Raw genomic sequence first — 18,108 nt, forward strand, 5'->3', positions numbered from 1 at the left:
TAAGGGATGGAAAGGCTATTGTCAAACAGTTTTTTCAAAATCCGCATAAAATTATTCCGGCTCTTCCCCGTCATCCTCCGGGTCCCGGTTCAGGCTCCCCAGGTCCACACCCAGGATCACATTGCGGAAGCCGCCGCGAATGGTTTTGTAATCCGTGATCCCATAGGCGTCCTTGGGCCAGCGGGCGGCCCAGCCGTCCCGCAGCAGCTCCGCCAGACGCTGGCAGCCCGGCTCCTCCAGCCCCAGCAGCATCGGGGACAGGTAGGTCACCATCATCTGCTTCTCCGTGGTCCGGACGGCGGCGCGGTTCCAGAACCGCTGGCGTTTCCACCCCTCCTCCAGCCCGTCCAGCAAGCTTCCGGCCAGGGCGCCCAGGCCCTTCTCTCCGGCGGCACGGACGGCTTCCATATAAAGGGGACCGAAGCGCTGGGTGTATTCCCGGAAAGCCCGGGTATACTCTTTCCGGGTAAAACGGTCCATCCATTCCCTGCCGGTCTGCACGGCGGCAAGCAGCTCGTCATTCATGGCTCATCCTCCGGTCCTTCCAGCTCAAAGTTTTCTTCTTCCGGCTCTTCCCCGGCGGGCTCCGGCAAATCCGGGTCGTCGTTCCAGGTCTCCGGGTCGTCCTTGTGCGCCAGGCCGAAGCGGTACGCCTTCCACTCGCAGTAGGCCAGATACCCGCCCACAGCTGCAAAGACCAATGCGCCGGCGATGCTCACAGCAACCATGCCCGTCTCGCCTTTGACGACCGACCGCAGCATCCGGAACGCCAGGAACAGCAGATAAATGGCCGCCAGCGCCCGGACGATATTCACCTTGCCGGTCTGCTTCTGATTGTTTTCCATAAAAGATTCTCCTAATCCAGTGAAAAAATTCCGGCCTTTACAACCCGCCGGTAAACAGGTATGATGATAACGATTTATGAACTTGCGGGAGGGGCAGATATGCGGGAGTTTACGATTGGGAAAAATGACGCCGGACAGCGGCTGGATCGGTTCGTATCCAAGAACCTGCCCCTGCTGCCCCCTGCCCTGCTGCAAAAATATATCCGGCTCAAGCGCATCAAGGTCAACGGGAAAGGCTCCAAGCGGGACCAGCGTCTCGCGGTGGGCGATATTTTACAATTATATATCAACGACGAGTTCTTTGACAAGCCCAACGAGGAAAATCTCTTTCTGACGGTGTTCAAGCCGGTGCTGAACATCGTCTACGAGGACGAGAACCTGCTTCTTGTGGACAAGCGTCCCGGCATGGTGGTCCATGCCGACGAGACGGAAAAGGTCAACACCCTCATCAACCACATCCAGGCGTACCTGTATCAGAAAAAAGAGTGGAACCCCAAGTGGGAGAACGCCTTCACACCCGCCCTGTGCAACCGCATCGACCGGAACACCGGCGGCATCGTCATCGCCGCCAAAAACGCCGAGACGCTGCGCATCATCAATGAGAAAATTCGGGACCATGAGCTGGAAAAGTCCTACCTCTGCGTCACTGTGGGCCATCCCCGGCCCGCGGAGGGAAAGATCGAGGGCTTTTTGCTGAAGGACGAGGCCAAAAAGCTGGTGTCGTTTTACCGCCGCCCCGTCCCCGGCGGCAAAACCGCCGTTACCCTTTATAAAACGCTGGAAAACCGGGGAGAACTGTCTTTGGTGGAGTGCCGCCTGCTCACCGGGCGGACGCACCAGATCCGTGTCTCCATGGCGGAGATCGGCTGTCCCCTGCTGGGCGACGGCAAATACGGCAACGGCGCCGTCAACAAGCGCTACCACGAGACCCGTCAGGCTCTCTATTCCTACAAGCTGCACTTCGACCTGCCCACCGACGCGGGAATGCTGAACTACCTGCGGGGCAAGGTGTTCACCGTTGACGAGGTCCCCTTCCGGGAGAAGTATTTTTCGTCAAAAACAAATTCAAAATGAAAAATTGGTAATTCCCTTGACATTTCAGGACACTTCCTATATATTCAAAATTGCTGAATTTCGACGAGAAAGGTTCCCCCTCAACAGAGAAAAGAGGCGTATTGATTTTATCAAAATTACTATTGAAATGGGGGAGGATACATGTCCAAAGAGTTGATTCGCCTGCAGAATATCTGCATGGCCTTCGACGACGAGCTGGTTCTCGATCATTTAAACCTGTATTTCAAAGACAAAGAATTCCTCACACTGTTAGGGCCCAGCGGGTGCGGCAAGACCACCACGCTGCGGATCATTGGCGGCTTCGCGACACCTACGAGCGGAGACGTCCTCTTTGACGGTGTGAGGATTAATGACGTTCCGCCCTATCAGCGGCAGATCAACACGGTCTTCCAGAAATACGCCCTGTTCCCGCACCTGAACGTGTTTGAAAACATCGCCTTCGGCCTGCGGATGCAGAAGCGTCCCGATCCCAACGATCCTTCCGGCCGCCGGATGGTGAAGATCCCCGAGGAGGAGATTCGGGAGCGGGTCATGGAGATGCTGGAGGTCATCAGTCTGAAAGGCTTTGAGCACCGCAAGCCAGACGCCCTCTCCGGCGGCCAGCAGCAGCGGGTTGCCATTGCCCGCGCCCTGGTGAACCGCCCCAAGGTCCTGCTGCTGGACGAACCGCTGGCGGCCCTGGACCTGAAGCTGCGCAAGGATATGCAGATCGAGCTGAAGCGCATCCAGCAGCAGGTGGGCATCACCTTTATTTACGTGACCCACGACCAGGAGGAAGCCCTCACCATGTCCGACACCATCGTGGTCATGGACAAGGGCACCATTCAGCAGATTGGCACCCCCGAGGACATCTACAACGAGCCGAAAAACGCCTTTGTTGCCGACTTCATCGGCGAGTCCAACATCATCGACGGCGTCATGCTCCGGGACAAGTGCGTGAAAATGTACGGCCGGGAGTTCGCCTGTCTGGACGGCGGTTTCGCCGAAAACGAGCCGGTGGACGTGGTCATCCGCCCCGAGGACATCGACATCGTCCCCGTGGAGCAGGGGCAGCTGGTTGGCACTGTCACCAACGTGACCTTCAAAGGGCTGCAATATGATATCATCGTGGACTTCAAGGGCTTCAAGTGGCTCATCCAGACCACGGACCACTCCCCCGCCGGTTCCCGCATCGGCATCAAGATCGACCCGGATGCCATCCACATTATGAAAAAGAGTAAGTACTCCGGTATGTTCGGCGATTATTCCTCCTTCTCCGATGAATACGACGAACTGGACGACGCCAGCCTCGCGTCGGATGAGGAGGAGAGCGGGGATGAAGAATAAGCTCTCCCACCTGGCCATCCCCTATGTGATCTGGATGGCGCTGTTTGTGGTGGCCCCTATCATCATGGTGGTCATTTACGCGTTTTCTTCCGCGGACGGCGGGTTCACCCTGGCTAATTTCGGCAAGATCGGCACGTATGCCGTGGTGTTCGGCCGGTCCTTCAAGCTGGCCATCATTGCCACCGTCATCTGCTTGGCTATCGGCTATCCCGTGTCCTATATGATGAGCAAGGAAGGCCCCCGGTTCCAGCGCATCGCCATGGTGCTCATTATGCTGCCCATGTGGATGAACTTTCTGCTGCGGACCTACTCCTGGATGTCCATTCTGGAGAATAACGGCCTTCTGAATCAGCTGTTTCAGAAGATCGGCCTGATCGCGCTCTACAACAATATCTTCGGAACAGACCTTCAGTTTTTCCGCATGATGAACACGCAGGGCGCCGTCGTGCTGGGCATGGTGTACAACTATCTGCCCTTTATGATCCTGCCCATCTATTCCGTCATCGTAAAGCTGGACAACAGCCTGATCGAGGCCGCGCGGGACCTGGGCGCCAACAGCATGAATGTGTTTCGCCGGGTCATCCTGCCTCTTTCCCTGCCCGGCGTGCTGTCCGGCATCACCATGGTGTTCGTCCCCTCCGTGTCCACCTTCGCCATCAGCAAAATGCTGGGCGGCGGCACGGAGATCCTGCTGGGCGACCTGATCGAGCAGCAGTTCCTGGGCGGCGCATACAACCCCTATCTGGGTTCCGCCATTTCCCTGGTCATGATGGTCATTGTGGTCATCTGCATGGTGGTTATGAATCGCTTCGGTGAGGGCGAGGAACAGGCGGTGATGCTGTGAACAAGAACAATTCTTTTGTAAACCGCCTGTTTATGGTTCTGGTTTTCGTATTCCTGTATGCCCCCATCCTCCTGCTGATCATCTTTTCCTTCAACGCAGGCAGCAGCAACACGATTTGGAAGGGCTTTTCCCTGGACTGGTATCAAAAGCTGCTCCATGACCGGCTCATTATACAGAGCGTGTATACCACGATACTAGTGTCCCTGCTGGCCACGGTCATCTCTACCTTTGCCGGCACCTTTGCTGCCATCGGCTTTTACGCCATGCGGCGGCGCACACGGGAGCCGCTGATGACCGTCAACAACATTCCCATGATGAACGCGGATATTGTCACCGGCGTCAGTCTGTGCCTGTTTTTTGTGGCCTTTTTCTCCCAGTGGAGCAGCTTTGCCTCCTGGGTCAACGGTATCCAGTCGTTCTTTGTATTGCCTACCCGTCTGACCCTGGGGTTCGGCACCCTGCTGATCGCCCACATCACCTTCAACATTCCCTATGTCATTCTGTCTGTCAGCCCCAAGCTGCGGCAAATGGACAAGAACCTGGTGGATGCCGCCATGGATCTCGGCTGCACCTGGATGCAGGCCTTCTGGAAGGTCATCCTGCCGGAGATCAAGCCCGGCATCGTGTCCGGCGCTCTGACGGCTTTTACCATGAGCATTGATGACTTTGTTATCAGCTACTTCACCGCCGGCACCTCCTCCACTTTGGCAATGACCATCTACGGTATGACCAAAAAACGGGTGACGCCGGAGATCAACGCTGTCTCCACATTGCTGTTTGTCACTGTGCTGATTTTGCTTGCCATCATCAATATCCGGGAAGTCCGGCAGGAGAGACGCCGCATCGTGGAGCAAAATCGAATATAAAATAATCGTTTCATGGCCCAGAGCCTTGAAATAAAAGCAAAAAGTTTTACTGGAGGAATGATCAATTGAAAAAGACACTTGCCCTTGTCATGATAATGGTGACTGCCCTGACCCTGACCGCCTGCGGCGGAAGCAGCAGCGGAAGCGAAAGCAAAGACCGGGTCGTCAACGTATGCAGCTGGGGCGAATACATTGATGAAGATCTGATCTATCAATTTGAAGAAGAAACCGGCATCAAAGTCAACTATCAGACCGCCGAAAGCAATGAGGTTCTTTACTCCCTGCTCAAAACCGGCGCCGGCGACTATGATGTTATCGTTCCCTCTGACTATATGATTGGCCGCCTGATTGCGGAGGATATGCTGGCGGAGCTGAACTATGACAATATTCCGAACTACGCCCTGATTGACGATCGGTACAAGGGTCTGAGCTATGATCCTGACAACAAGTATACCGTCCCCTATACCTGGGGAACTTTGGGTATTATCTATAACTCCGCTATGGTGGATGAGGAGATCACCAGCTGGGACGCCATGTTTGACGAGAAGTATGCCGGACAGGTCCTGATGATCCGCAACTCCCGTGATGCTCTGGCCGCCGCCCTGCTGGACCTGGGCTATGACATCAACACCACCGACGAAGCCCAGATCCGGGAAGCCTATGATCTGCTGTCCACCGCCAAGAACAACGGGATCTACCAGGCTTTCGTCATGGATGAGATCTACACCAAAATGGAAGGCGGCAACGCTGCGATCGCCATGTATTACGCGGGTGACTACCTGACTATGCTGGAGAATAACGAGGATCTGCGATATGTTGTGCCTGAGGAGGGCTCTAACTGGTTCGTGGACGCCATGTGTGTCCTGAAAAACGCACAGCATAAGGAAGAAGCCGAAGCCTGGATCAATTTCATTGCCGGCACCGACGCCAGTCTCGCCAACATGGACTATATCTGGTACGCCTCCCCCAACGCCAAAGCCCTGGAGCAGTATCCCGCCTATTACGAGGAGTCCTACGGCGAGCCCCTGGACCAGGAGACCTTTGAGATCATGGCCGCTCCCGCCGGTGTGCTGGACCGCTGCACCTTGTATGAGAACCTGCCTGCCGAAACATTAGCTTTGTACAACGAACTCTGGACGGAGTTGGGTATCTGATGCCGCAAAGCCCGGCGCCGAATGGTGCCGGGCTTGCTCTTGCCAAACAGCATCAAATCAGATACACTATTCCTGATAGAAAAAAGGAGGAATTCCCTATGATTTTGATTGGAACCAAGTGTCAGCTGGAACAGACAGTCACCGAAGACCTGACCGCCGCCAAGATCGGCTCCGGCCTGCTGCCGGTATTCGGCACGCCTTTCATGGCCGCCATGATGGAAAACGCTGCCCAGACCGCCCTCCAGAATTTCCTGGACGACGATAAGGGCAGCGTGGGCACCCACCTGGACATCAGCCACGATGCCCCCACTCCCGTAGGCATGAAGGTCTGGGTCGAGGCCGAGATCGTGGGCGTGTCTGAAAACGGCAAGATGGTGGACTTTAAAGTTTCCGCCTGGGACGAAAAAGGTCCCATCGGCTCCGGCACCCATACCCGGGCCATCATCTCCCCTGACCGCTTCCTGACGAAGTGCAACGCCAAGCTGGAGAAATAAATCCGATACGCAAAAAGGACACCGCCATCGGCGGTGTCCTTTTTTGATGCTATGTATCTTACAGTACCAGAGAAGGTGCGTTGTACACCCGAGCGGCCAGCTCGCTGTTGAGCATATACAGGCTCTTGGGATCGGAGCCGAACAGCTCCATCTTGGAGATCAGATCATTGGCGTTGGTCTCCTCCTCACCCTGCTCCTTGACGAACCAATCCAGGAACTGCATGGTACGGAAGTCCTTCACCTCGTAAGCGGCGGCATAGATGTCGTTGATGAGGGAGGTCACATACTCCTCATGCTCCAGGCCGGCCTTCAGGACCGTCATATCGCTGTCCAGCACCTTATCGGGCTTGGCGATGGCATCCAGGGTCACGGTCTCGTTGTTATTGTGCAGGTACTGATAGAACAGAAGGGCGTGGTCCCGCTCCTCCTGGGCCTGAATTTTGTACCAGTTGGCAAAGCCGTCCAGTCCACGGGCCTCAAAGTAGTTGGAGAAGTCCAGATACAGATAAGCGGAGTAGAACTCCTTGTTCACCTGCTGGTTCAGCAGCTCTTTCACTTTTGCGTTCAGCATATGTCATTCCTCCATTTGAAAATTCTCGGCCATTCGGTCGATTTTACCACTCTCATCATACCACACTTACTTCAAAACACAAGGAAAACTTCCTTGCGGCGCATCAGAACAGCGTGATCTGGCTGGTCTCCGCCATGCCCGCGAAAGCGCCCAGCGCCTTGAGCTGCTCAATGTGGGTCTTGGACAGCTTGTTGCAGCACATGGCAAACTCCTCGATGGAGACAAAGGTCTTCCCTTTCCGCTTTTCCACCGTGTCAATGGCCGCCGCCTCACCCAGGCCGTGGACGGTGACAAAGGGCGGCAGCAGGCCGTTCTCCGTCACGATAAACTTGGTGGCGTCGGACTTATAAATGTCGATGGTGTCAAAGTGGAAGCCGCGGAGATAAAACTCATAGCAGACCTCCAGCGTGGTCAGCAGGTTCTGTTCCACAGCGGTAGCGTCCTTGTTGTTCTCGATCTCCCGGATCTTCCGCTTCACCGCGTCCTTGCCGGCGCAGCAGTATTCCGCGTCAAAGGCCTTGGCCCGGACGGAGAAGAAGGTGGCATAGAACGCCAGCGGCTCATGGACTTTGTACCAGGCAATGCGGAAAGCCATCATCACGTAGGCTACGGCGTGGGCCTTGGGGAACAGGTAGCCGATCTTCGCCAGAGACTCTATGTACCACTCGGGAACATCATGTTCCCGCATGGCCTCCACCCAGCCCTCGTCGAAGCCGCCCTTCTTCACCTTGCCCTTTCGGACCTTCTCCATGATCTTGAAGCTCATTTTGGGGTCCAGACCCTTTGAGATCAGGTACAGCATGATGTCGTCACGGCAGCCCACCGTCTCCAAAACGCTTGCCGTACCGCTGACGATCAGCTCCCGGGCGTTGCCCATCCACACATCGGTGCCGTGGGAAAAGCCGGACAGCCGCACCAGAGTGTTGAAGTCCTTGGGCTGGGTATCGATCAGCATTTGCCGGGTGAAACGGGTGTTGAACTCCGGGATGGCCACGGCGCCGGTGGGCCCCAGAATCTCGTCATTCTCATACCCCAGCACCTTGCTGGAGGTAAATATGGACATGGTGTCCGGGTCATCCAGCGGAATATCGTGGGGGTCCACGCCGGTCAGGTCCTGCATCATACGGACCATGGTGGGGTCATCGTGTCCCAGCATGTCCAGCTTCAGGATATTGGCTTCCATGGAGTGGTATTCAAAATGGGTGGTGATGGTGTCGGAGCCGTCATCGTCCGCCGGATGCTGGACAGGACAGAAATCCTCCATGTCCTTGTCGTCGGGGACCACCACCAGGCCGCCGGGATGCTGACCCGTGGTACGCCGAACGCCCACGCAGCCCAGGGTCAGGCGGTTCTCCTCCGCCCGGCCCGCCGTGATGCCGTTCTCCTCCAGATACTTCTTGACGAAACCGTAGGCGGTCTTTTCCGCCAGCGTACCGATGGTTCCGGCACGGAACACCTGGGTCTCGCCGAACATCTCAATGGCGTGGCGGTGAGCCTTGGCCTGGTATTCGCCGGAGAAGTTCAGGTCAATATCCGGCACCTTGCCGCCGCCGTAGCCCAGGAAGGTCTCAAAGGGAATGTCAAAGCCGTCCTTGATGTACTTCGTGCCGCAGACCGGGCACACCTTGTCCGGCATGTCGGCGCCGCAGCCGTAGCTTCCGTCCATGATAAACTCGCTGTTTTTGCAATTGGGGCAGCGGTAGTGGGGCGGCAGGGAGTTGACCTCCGTGATGCCGGACATATAGGCCACCAGGGACGAGCCCACGGAGCCACGGGAACCCACCAGATAGCCGTTCTCCAGGCTCCGCTGCACCAGCTTCTGGGCGGACATGTACACCACGTCATACTTGCCCAAAATGCCGCCCAGCTCCACATTCAGACGGTCCACAATGAGCTGCGGCGGGTTTTCACCATAGAGGCGGTGGACCTTCTCCCACACCAGGCGGTTCAGGTCCTCCTCGGAGTTTTCCAGGCGGGGCGGGAACAGCTCGCTGGGCAGCAGCTCGAAGGTCTCTACCTGGTCGGCCACCAGCCGGGTGTTCTCCACCACCACTTCGTAGGCCTTCTCCTCCCCCAGATAGCTGAACTCCTCCAGCATCTCGTCGGTGGTCTTGAAGTAAATTGGCAGGGACTCGTTGGCGTCCGGGAATTTTTTGGACGCCAGCAGGATGTGGCGGTACACCTCGTCCTCCGGCTCCCGGAAGTGGACGTCACCGGTGGCGCAGACGGGCTTGCCCAGTTCCTCGCCCAGCCGGACGACCGTACGGTTAAACTCCCGCAAATCCTCCTCCGACTGCACCTCGCCGTTGCGCAGCATGAAACGGTTGTTGCAAAGGGGCTGAATCTCCAGATAGTCATAAAAGGAAGCGATGCGCTTCAGCTCGTCCCAGTCCTTGTGGTCCACAATGGCCCGGAACAGCTCGCCCGCTTCACAGGCGGCGCCCACGATGATGCCTTCCCGGTGCTCGTTCAAAAGGCTCTTGGGGATGGTGGGTACCCGCTTGAAATATTTCAGGTTGGAGGCGGAAATCATCTGATACAGGTTTTTCAGGCCCGTTTTGTTCCGTGCAATGAGGATAATATGCTTGGGAAAGCGGTTGGACTTGCTGCCCAAAGGCCGCAGCTTCTCCATCTCCGGGTTCACCGCCTGGAGGGTATGAACGCCCCGCTCATGGAGCATCTTCCAGAACGGGATCAGCATATAGCCCACCGTGGCGGCGTCGTCGCTGGCCCGGTGGTGGTTAAAGGCAGGCAGGTCCAGATGCTCCGCCACGATGTCCAGCTTATACTTATGCAGGTCAGGCAGCAGGTTTTGCGCCAGAATCAGAGAGTCCACATAGGTTGGATGGAACTCCAGCCCCACCTGCTTACAGCCCGCCCGGATAAAGCCGATGTCGAACTCGGCGTTGTGGGCTGCCAGAGGACGGCCGTTCACGAACTTCAAAAAGTCCGTCAGAGCCTCTTTCAGAGACGGCGCGTCCTTCAGCATTTCGTCGGTAATGCCCGTCAGACCGATGATCTCCGGCGTCAGGCGGCGGTTGGGATTCACAAAGGTCTGGAACCGCTCCGCGATCTCTCCGTTTTTCAGAACCACCGCGCCGATCTCCGTGATGGCCTCCCGGTCCACCTTCAAACCGGTGGTCTCGATGTCGAAGCAAACGAACTCGTCGTCCAGACCGCAGTCCTGGGTGCCGTGGACCACCACCCGGTCGTCGATATTGTTGATGAAATAACCCTCAACGCCGTAAAGTATTTTTATTTTATCCCCCGCGGCGTGCCAGGCGTCCGGGAAGGACTGGGCCACACCGTGGTCGGTGATGGCAATGGCGGGATGCCCCCAGCGGATGGCCTCCTGAATGACCTCCTTGGTGTCCGTCAGGGCGTCCATGTTGCTCATCTTCGTATGGAGGTGCAGCTCCACCCGCTTCACCGGAGCGGTGTCCTGGCGTTCCTTGTGCTCAATCACATTGATGTGGTAAGGATTCAGCTGGATGTCCTTGCCGTCCCAGGTAGGTTCCATCTTACCCTGGACGCACAGCCACATGCCGGGCTTGATGGCACTCTCCAGCCCCTGGGCCTCCTTGGTGGTCAGGTTCTTCTGAACGGTGACGGAGTTGGTGTAGTCCGTCATGTCAAAGCTCAGACGCCACATGCCGGGCCGCCGGGTCTCCCGGCACTCAAAGGCAAATACCTTGCCGCTGACCGTGGCGGTACCCATTTTCACATTCAGGTCCTTCATGGGGCCGGGCCGGGCCTTGATGGGATTTCCCATCAGCACCTTCCCCACCACGGGCTTTCCCTCTTTGGAGCTGCCGCCGGCAGACGCCGCCTGCACAGGTGCGGACTTCATGGGTTCCGCCGGAGCCTTGCAGGTCACGTCAATGTCCACGCTGGCAAAGCCATATACCGCCCGGATGGCATCCTTGACGCTTTCCAGGTCTTCTTCCGACAGGGCGGATTTGACCGTCAGCCGCAGTTGGATGGTCATGGCCACCTGGTCAATGCGGGCCCCTGTCAGCTCCGCGCCCGCCAGCTTCAGCCGCAGCTCTCCTGAGAGCTGCAGCTCCGCGAACATTTCAAAAAATGGGATATTTCTCGACATGGTTTCCTCCCGGAAAGTCTCACGTATCATAGAACTGCGGCGCATCCCGCGCCGCAGTTTGAAACCCTCTCACAGTTTCTCGATCTCCGCCATCAAAGCGTCTACAAGCCGCTCCTGTGGCACCTTGTAAAGGATTTCTCCTTTTCGGAACAGCAGGCCTTCTCCCTTGCCTCCGGCAATGCCAATATCGGCTGCGGAGGCCTCACCGGGGCCGTTTACCGCACAGCCCATGACAGCAACGGTGATGTTTTTATGGCAGTTCGCCAAACGGCGCTCCACCTCTTCCGCGATGGGAATGAGGTCGATGCGGGTCCGTCCGCAAGTGGGGCAGGCAATGAGGTTGACCCCCTCTTTTCGCAGGCCCGCGGCCTTCAAAATCTTGTGGGCCGCATAAATTTCCTCCACCGGGTCGGCGGTCAGCGTCACCCGGATGGTGTCGCCGATGCCCATGCAGAGCAGCCCGCCGATGCCCATGGCGGACTTCACCATGCCCATAGACGGCGTACCCGCCTCGGTGATGCCCAGGTGCAGCGGATAATCCGTCTGCTGACTCAGCAGCGTATAGGCCTTCATGGTCAGGGGCACATCGGAACACTTCACGGAAATGCAGATGTCGTCGAAATCAAACTTGTTCAGCAGATGTACGTGGCCCATGGCGCTCTCCACCAGGGCCTCGGCAGTGACGCCGCCGTACTTCGCCCGCAGCTCCTTTTCCAAAGAACCTCCGTTGACGCCGATGCGGATGGGGATGTGTTTGCGATTGCACATGTCCGCCACGGCCTTCACGTTCTCCTCGGCGCCGATGTTGCCGGGATTGATGCGGATGGCGTCAATGCCCCGCTCGGCGCACTCCAGGGCATATTTGTAGTTGAAATGGATGTCGGCGATCAGCGGGATGTCGATCTGCTCCTTGATTTTGTCAACTGCCTCCGCCGCGGCCTGGTCGGGGATGGCCACCCGGATGATCTCGCATCCGGCAGCCTCCAGTTCCTTGATCTGGGCCACGGTAGCGGCCACATCGTCGGTCTTTGTATTGCACATGGACTGGATGGACACCGGGGCGCCGCCGCCCACGGGGACCTTCCCCACGAATAATTGCTTTGTCATAAAACGTCCTCCCTAACGGAACAGCTTGAATACATCCTGGAACGTCACCAGCAGCATAAAGCCCATCAGCACCACAAAGCCCGCGGCGTTCACAGCCGCCTGGTACTTCTCCGGCACCCGCCGCTTGAACAGCAGCAGCGCCACGGCGTCCACCAGCAAGAAGAAGATACGGCCGCCGTCCAAAGCCGGAATCGGCAGCATATTCATAACGGACAGGTTCACCGCCAGCAGAGCCGCGAAATAGAAGATCTGGCTCCAGGCGTCCCGGGTGGTCGCCGCCGTTGAACCGACCTCCGTGATCGTGGAAACGATGCCCACCGGGCCGCTGAGGTCTGCCACGGACGCGCCGCCGGTAAAGAGCTGCTTCAGGCTGAACACCACCAGTTGCACGAAGTCCAGAGCGGTGTTCCAGGTGTATTTCAGCTTGGCTCCAAGTGTGGCCTCCTGAAGCTCCGCGCCCAAATAGATGCCGAATCCGGTGTAGGGCGTACCGTCACTGCCGGAATAGGTCTGCCGGGCCATGGGGAAATCCTTCAAAATGACCTTCTCGCCGTCCCGGATGACTTCCAGGTCAATCGTGTCACCCTTGTGGTAGCTGAGGAATAGAGAGGCGTCTCCCCGCAGATAGGTACGGTAATCGTCAATTTTATAGAAAATATCGCCTTCCATCAGGCCGTCCTCACCCCGGAGGGCAAATTCCGGCGCGAAGCCTACCAGCTTATCCGTGTAGAAGCCCGTTGCGCCGGCGTACAGCAACAGAATGATGACCACACCGGCCACAAAATTCATCAGTGACCCGGCGGCCAGAATGATGAACTTTTTCCAGAAGCCCTGGCGGACGAAGGAGCGGCTGTCGCCGGTATCCTCATCCTCCCCTTCCATGGCGCAGTATCCGCCGATGGGCAGCGCCCGAAGGGAATACTCTGTCTCCCCCTTTCGCTTCTGCCAGAGCAGAGGGCCCATGCCGATAGAAAACTCATTGACCTTCACGCCGCAGAGCTTGGCGGCCACAAAATGGCCCAGCTCATGGACGGCGATGAGCACGCCGAAAATCAGAATTGCCGCCAGGATATAAACAGGTTTCATGCGATAGCTCCTAAAACATCAATCTCCGAGAACGGCCTGCCGTGCCGCCCGGTCCGCTTCCAAAATCTCCTCCAGTGTTGGACTTTGCACCACAGGCACCTTCGCCCGGGCCTCCGCTACCAGCCTGGGAATGTCGTGGAAGCCAATTTTGTCCGCCAGGAACAGCCGGACGGCTTCCTCGTTGGCGCCGTTCAGAATGGCGCAGGCGGTACCGCCCTGCGTGGCCGCCTCCTCCGCCAGCCGCAGGCACGGGAATGCTTCCCGGTCCGGTGCCGCGAACGTCAGAGGCGGGCAGGTCAGTAAGTCCAGCGGCTCCGCCGGATTCACGCCCCGCTCCGGGTAGGTCATGGCATAGCGAATGGGCAGGCGCATATCCGGTGTCCCCAGTTGGGCCAGCACCGCGCCGTCCCGGTACTCCACCAGGGAGTGAACGATGGACTGGCGGTGGATGACCACGCTCACCTGCTCCAAAGGCAGGCGGTAGAGCCGCATGGCCTCAATGACCTCCAGGCCCTTGTTCATCAGCGTGGCGCAGTCCACGGTGATCTTGGGCCCCATCTTCCAGTTGGGGTGCTTCAAGGCGTCCGCCTTTGTCATTTTACCCACTTCGTCGTAAGTCATGCCATAAAACGGTCCGCCGGAGCAGGTCAAAATCAGCCGCTTGATCTCCCGGCGGTCGGCACAGCCCTGGACGCACTGAAAAATGGCAGAGTGCTCGGAATCCACCGGAACGATCTCCGCCCCGGCAGCGTCCGCCGCGTCCATCACCAGTTCTCCGGCGCAGACCAGCGTCTCTTTGTTAGCAAGGGCAATGCGCTTTTTTTCTTTGATGGCGGCGAGTGTAGGCTTCAAGCCCACCATGCCCACCACGGCGGTGACAACGGTGTCCGCCTCCGGGACCGTGGCGGCCTCCAGCAAAGCGTCAAAGCCGCCCAGGACCCGGGTATCGGTATCCGCCAGCCGGGCGGCCAGATCTTTCGCCGCCGCCTCGTCAGTCAGCACGGCAAGACGCGGCTTGAACTGCCGCGCCTGCTCTTCTATTCTCTCCACGCTGGAGTTGGCGGTAATGGCCGCAACCCGCAGCCCCATCTGCTCCGCCACATCCAGGGTCTGACGGCCGATGGAGCCGGTGGAACCCAGTATAGAAATCGTATGACTCATACACGTATCTTATTTCACAAAACTTAAAATCATCTCAATGACCGGGGTCACGAACAGCACACTGTCAAACCGGTCCAGGACCCCGCCGTGCTCCAGAAACAGATGGCCGTAGTCTTTGATACCGAACTCCCGCTTGATAAGGGAGAAGCTCAGGTCGCCCACCTGGGCCACGATGCCGCACAGCAGCGCCAGCAGCGCCATGGCGCCGTAGCCGATGCCCGCGCCGAAAGCCCGGTCCATTACAAAAGCAAAGATCAAGCCGCACACCACGTTGCCCGCCATGCCGCCGATGGAGCCCTCCACGGTCTTTTTCGGGCTGACCTTGGGGGCCAGCTTGTGCTTGCCGAATGCCCGGCCCGCAAAATAGGCAAAGGTGTCGCAGGCAAAGCTCAGGATGAAAGGCAGCAGCAGATAGGCCCGGTGGATGCCGGCGGCCTGCATGCGGAGGAACGCCGCGAAAGAGTACGGAATCGCCACCACAGCGAAAATGCCCGCCAGGGTTTGGACAAATTTCACCTCTCCCGCCTTCACGATCGCATAGATAAAGACCGCCACCACATAAATGATCCACCAAATCGCCACATAGTCCGGGCGGTCATAGTACCACTCCACGGAGAAAGCCGCGGCGATCACTGACCAGATATGGAGGAAGTTCGTCTTTTCCACGCCGACGCATCGCGTCAGTTCATGCGCCGCGATGCCCGCCAGCAGCGCCAGCGCCGCCATCATCACGATGGACGGCGCCCACAGCACCACCCACACCAGCACCGGCACGCCGATGATGGCCACCAATACGCGGGACTGCAAGGAACTCATTTTTTCACGCCCCCAAACCGTCTGTCTCTCTGTTGGTAAGCCGCGATAGCCTTGTCCAGCTCAGCCTCGTCGAAATCCGGCCACAGGACATCGGTGAAATAAAACTCCGAATAGGCGCACTGCCACAGCAGGAAATTACTCAGCCGCAGCTCTCCGCTTGGGCGGATAATGAGCTCCGGGTCCGGGATGCCCCTGGAATCCAGATAGCCGGAGAACATGGCGTCGTCCAGGTCCTCTGGCTTCTTCTCCCCCGCCGCGCAGTCGGCGGCGAACTTCCGCACGGCCCGCAAAATTTCGTCCCGGCCGCCGTAGTTCAGGCAGACGTTGGCCTGGAAGTCATCCTTGGAAAGATGCTCCGTGATCTCGTCGGTCTCCCGGGCCAGCGCCCGCAGCTCCGGGTCGATGGGCGTCATATCCCCGAAAAAGTGGAGCCGGATGTGGTCCCGTTCCATGGTGTCCACCGCTTCCAGCAGATACTTTTTCAAAAGCGCCATAATTGCCCCTACCTCGTCGGCGGAGCGTTTCCAATTCTCCGTGGAAAACGCATACACCGTCAGATACTGCACGCCGATGTCCTTACAGTAAGTGGCGATGCGGCGGAAGGTCTCGGCTCCCGCCTTGTGTCCGGCAGTCCGGGGCAGGCCCCGTTTCGTGGCCCAGCGGCCGTTGCCGTCCATAATAATCGCAATATGACGAGGCGGATTCTGCATCCGCCCCGCCATATCGGTGATTTTCATTCCTTCTGCCATCAGACTGCCATCAATTCCTTTTCTTTTTTCGCCAGCAGCTCATCCAGCTTCTTGCAGCTGTCATCAGTCAGCTTCTGGAGGTCCTTCTCCACCTGCTTCAGCTCATCCTCGGTGATCTCGGACTTCTTCTCCTGCTTCTTGAAGTTGTCCATGGCGTCCCGGCGGATATTGCGGACGGCGACCTTACCGTTTTCCGCATACTTGTGGATCTGCTTCACCAGCTCCTTACGGCGTTCCTCCGTCAGCTGGGGGAAGCTCAGGCGGATGCAGCGGCCGTCGTTCTGGGGATTGATGCCCAAATCGGAGTTCTGGATGGCCTTCTCAATGCTCTTCAGAGCCTTGCTGTCCCAGGGGGAGATGACCAGGGCCCGGGGGTCGGGAGAGGAGATGGCGGCGATCTGCTGGATGGGGGTGGGGCTGCCGTAGTAGTCCACCATGATGCGGTCCAGCACGGCGGCGTTGGCGCGGCCCGCGCGCACGGAAGCAAAGTCCGCGGCCACGGAGTCGATGCTCTTCTTCATCTTGTCCTCATAAACTTTGTACTCGTCCTTCAACATAACGGGGTCCTTCCTTTCACATTCATTCTGTTATGGGGAGGCGCTTACGCGCAGTCGTTATTCCTTCACGATGGTGCCCACGTTCTCACCGCACAGGGCACGGATGATGTTGTGGGGGTCCTTCAGGGCGAACAGCAGCACGGGGATGTGGTTGTCCATGGAGAGAGAGGTGGCTGTGGTATCCATCACCATCAGGTGCTGGGCCAGCACATCGTCGTAGCTGATGGTATCGTACTTGACGGCGGTGGGGTCCTTCACAGGATCGGCGCTGTACACACCGTCCACGTTCTTAGCCAGCAGGATGACATCAGCATTGATCTCCGCCGCCCGCAGCACCGCGGCGGTATCCGTGGAGAAATAGGGATTGCCGGTGCCGGCGCCAAAGATGACGACCCGGCCCTTCTCCAAATGATGGATCGCCCGGCCCCGGATGTAAGGCTCGGCGATGGCCCGCATTTCAATGGCGGTCTGGACCCGGACGGGAATGCCCTTCTGCTCGCACACATCGGCCACCGCCAGGCAGTTCATCACGGTCGCAAGCATACCCATGTGGTCGGCGCGGGTGCGTTCCATCTTGCCGCCGCTGTTCTTGGCGCCCCGCCAGAAGTTGCCGCCGCCGATGACAACGCCCACCTGGACACCCATATCCAGGCACTCCTTAATGACGTCGCAGACCTGGCCGATCATCTCAAAATCCAGGCCGGTGCCCTTCCCGCCGGCCAGCGCCTCGCCGCTGATCTTCAGCAGGACACGCTGATAAACAGGTTTTGCCATATGAAAAACCTCCGTCTTTTTCGCAGAATTCAACATGTATATTTTAACGTATTTTTCCTCGCTTGCATAGGGGGTAAACGAGATTTTCCCAAAAAGCTCTATTCCCGGTTCCTACGATTCCTCCGGAAGCAGGTTGCTCACATAGGGCGTCCGGCCGGAAAGCACATCTGCGTAAAAGCCCTGCTTCCAGTCGATATACCGGACGGCGTCCTCCAGTTCCCGGATGTGTTCCAGGAGTTGTCCCCTTTTCCGGTCCAGAAGCGCCTGCCGCGCCGGAATGGAGTCCTGCCCCTGTGCACACAGACCGACGTAGTCCTTCATCTCCTGAATGCTCATCCCGCAGCGTTTCAGGCATCCCAGGCTCTCGATCCACGCCACATCCCGGTCATCAAAGACCCGGTAATTGTTCGAATCCCGTTTTACATTGGGGACCAGACCCTGGTTGCAATAAAATTTCAGCGCCTCGTAAGTCATCCCCGTTTTTCGGCAGACATCCTTCATGGAATACAGCACCGTCTCCCCCATTTCTCCAGATAAAAGTCAAAAAAGGTATTGACCGGTTGTAACAACCGGGTCGTACAC

The 18,108-nt window shown here is 57.9% G+C and carries 18 protein-coding genes; 6 read left to right on the plus strand and 12 right to left on the minus strand.

What is annotated here, in order from left to right; genetic code table 11:
* Nucleotides 1–51: 51 nt before the first annotated feature.
* A complete protein-coding gene (locus tag JQM68_RS09105; protein WP_235222697.1) occupies nucleotides 52–525 on the minus strand; it encodes a hypothetical protein in 474 nt (157 codons plus the stop codon).
* Complete coding sequence (locus JQM68_RS09110) at nucleotides 522–845, minus strand: hypothetical protein (RefSeq protein WP_235222698.1); 324 nt, start codon at nucleotides 843–845, stop codon at nucleotides 522–524. Before JQM68_RS09110 ends, JQM68_RS09105 begins: the two co-directional genes overlap by 4 nt.
* Before the next feature lie 99 nt (nucleotides 846–944).
* On the opposite strand from JQM68_RS09110, the gene JQM68_RS09115 reads away from it, so the two are divergent.
* From JQM68_RS09115 to JQM68_RS09140, 6 genes are all read left to right on the plus strand, one after another.
* Nucleotides 945–1,919 (plus strand): RluA family pseudouridine synthase, encoded by a 975-nt coding sequence (locus JQM68_RS09115; protein ID WP_235222699.1) that lies wholly within the window; start codon nucleotides 945–947, stop codon nucleotides 1,917–1,919.
* A gap of 141 nt (nucleotides 1,920–2,060) precedes the next feature.
* A complete protein-coding gene (locus tag JQM68_RS09120) occupies nucleotides 2,061–3,245 on the plus strand; it encodes an ABC transporter ATP-binding protein (RefSeq protein ID WP_235222700.1) in 1,185 nt (394 codons plus the stop codon).
* The gene (locus JQM68_RS09125) at nucleotides 3,235–4,089 is read left to right on the plus strand and encodes an ABC transporter permease (RefSeq protein ID WP_235222701.1); all 855 of its coding nucleotides are present in this window, start codon (nucleotides 3,235–3,237) and stop codon (nucleotides 4,087–4,089) included. The genes JQM68_RS09120 and JQM68_RS09125 overlap by 11 nt, the downstream gene beginning before the upstream one ends.
* The gene (locus JQM68_RS09130) at nucleotides 4,086–4,955 is read left to right on the plus strand and encodes an ABC transporter permease (protein WP_412758465.1); all 870 of its coding nucleotides are present in this window, start codon (nucleotides 4,086–4,088) and stop codon (nucleotides 4,953–4,955) included. Before JQM68_RS09125 ends, JQM68_RS09130 begins: the two co-directional genes overlap by 4 nt.
* Before the next feature lie 65 nt (nucleotides 4,956–5,020).
* Complete coding sequence (locus tag JQM68_RS09135) at nucleotides 5,021–6,109, plus strand: ABC transporter substrate-binding protein (RefSeq protein ID WP_235222702.1); 1,089 nt, start codon at nucleotides 5,021–5,023, stop codon at nucleotides 6,107–6,109.
* 98 nt (nucleotides 6,110–6,207) lie between these two features.
* Nucleotides 6,208–6,603: a thioesterase family protein gene (locus JQM68_RS09140; RefSeq protein ID WP_235222703.1), complete on the plus strand. Its 396-nt coding sequence runs from the start codon at nucleotides 6,208–6,210 to the stop codon at nucleotides 6,601–6,603.
* A gap of 58 nt (nucleotides 6,604–6,661) precedes the next feature.
* Here JQM68_RS09140 and JQM68_RS09145 read toward each other — a convergent pair whose 3' ends face one another.
* The 10 genes from JQM68_RS09145 to JQM68_RS09190 form a co-directional block, all read right to left on the minus strand.
* Complete coding sequence (locus tag JQM68_RS09145; RefSeq protein ID WP_235222704.1) at nucleotides 6,662–7,174, minus strand: ferritin; 513 nt, start codon at nucleotides 7,172–7,174, stop codon at nucleotides 6,662–6,664.
* Between the two features lie 103 nt (nucleotides 7,175–7,277).
* Nucleotides 7,278–11,276, minus strand: coding sequence for a PolC-type DNA polymerase III (locus JQM68_RS09150; protein WP_235222705.1), 3,999 nt, complete (start codon nucleotides 11,274–11,276; stop codon nucleotides 7,278–7,280).
* 69 nt (nucleotides 11,277–11,345) lie between these two features.
* A complete protein-coding gene (ispG, locus tag JQM68_RS09155) occupies nucleotides 11,346–12,383 on the minus strand; it encodes a flavodoxin-dependent (E)-4-hydroxy-3-methylbut-2-enyl-diphosphate synthase (protein WP_235222706.1) in 1,038 nt (345 codons plus the stop codon).
* Nucleotides 12,384–12,395: 12 nt separating this feature from the next.
* Nucleotides 12,396–13,469, minus strand: coding sequence for a M50 family metallopeptidase (locus JQM68_RS09160; protein WP_235222707.1), 1,074 nt, complete (start codon nucleotides 13,467–13,469; stop codon nucleotides 12,396–12,398).
* Nucleotides 13,470–13,487: 18 nt separating this feature from the next.
* Nucleotides 13,488–14,630 carry a 1-deoxy-D-xylulose-5-phosphate reductoisomerase gene (locus tag JQM68_RS09165; RefSeq protein WP_235222708.1) on the minus strand — a complete coding sequence of 381 codons (1,143 nt, stop codon included), beginning with the start codon at nucleotides 14,628–14,630 and terminating at the stop codon, nucleotides 13,488–13,490.
* 9 nt (nucleotides 14,631–14,639) lie between these two features.
* On the minus strand, nucleotides 14,640–15,446 hold the full coding sequence (locus JQM68_RS09170; protein WP_235222709.1) for a phosphatidate cytidylyltransferase: 807 nt from the start codon (nucleotides 15,444–15,446) through the stop codon (nucleotides 14,640–14,642).
* Nucleotides 15,443–16,183 carry a polyprenyl diphosphate synthase gene (gene uppS / locus JQM68_RS09175; RefSeq protein ID WP_235222710.1) on the minus strand — a complete coding sequence of 247 codons (741 nt, stop codon included), beginning with the start codon at nucleotides 16,181–16,183 and terminating at the stop codon, nucleotides 15,443–15,445. Before uppS ends, JQM68_RS09170 begins: the two co-directional genes overlap by 4 nt.
* A gap of 11 nt (nucleotides 16,184–16,194) precedes the next feature.
* Nucleotides 16,195–16,752, minus strand: coding sequence for a ribosome recycling factor (gene frr / locus JQM68_RS09180; RefSeq protein WP_235222711.1), 558 nt, complete (start codon nucleotides 16,750–16,752; stop codon nucleotides 16,195–16,197).
* Between the two features lie 57 nt (nucleotides 16,753–16,809).
* The gene (gene pyrH / locus JQM68_RS09185; protein ID WP_235222712.1) at nucleotides 16,810–17,526 is read right to left on the minus strand and encodes a UMP kinase; all 717 of its coding nucleotides are present in this window, start codon (nucleotides 17,524–17,526) and stop codon (nucleotides 16,810–16,812) included.
* A 111-nt stretch (nucleotides 17,527–17,637) separates the two neighbouring features.
* Nucleotides 17,638–18,039, minus strand: coding sequence for a MerR family transcriptional regulator (locus tag JQM68_RS09190; protein WP_412758466.1), 402 nt, complete (start codon nucleotides 18,037–18,039; stop codon nucleotides 17,638–17,640).
* Nucleotides 18,040–18,108: the final 69 nt, after the last annotated feature.

The sequence above is a fragment of the Oscillibacter valericigenes genome (genome assembly GCF_021531435.1).
GTDB classification, from domain to species: Bacteria; Bacillota; Clostridia; order Oscillospirales; family Oscillospiraceae; genus Oscillibacter; species Oscillibacter valericigenes_B.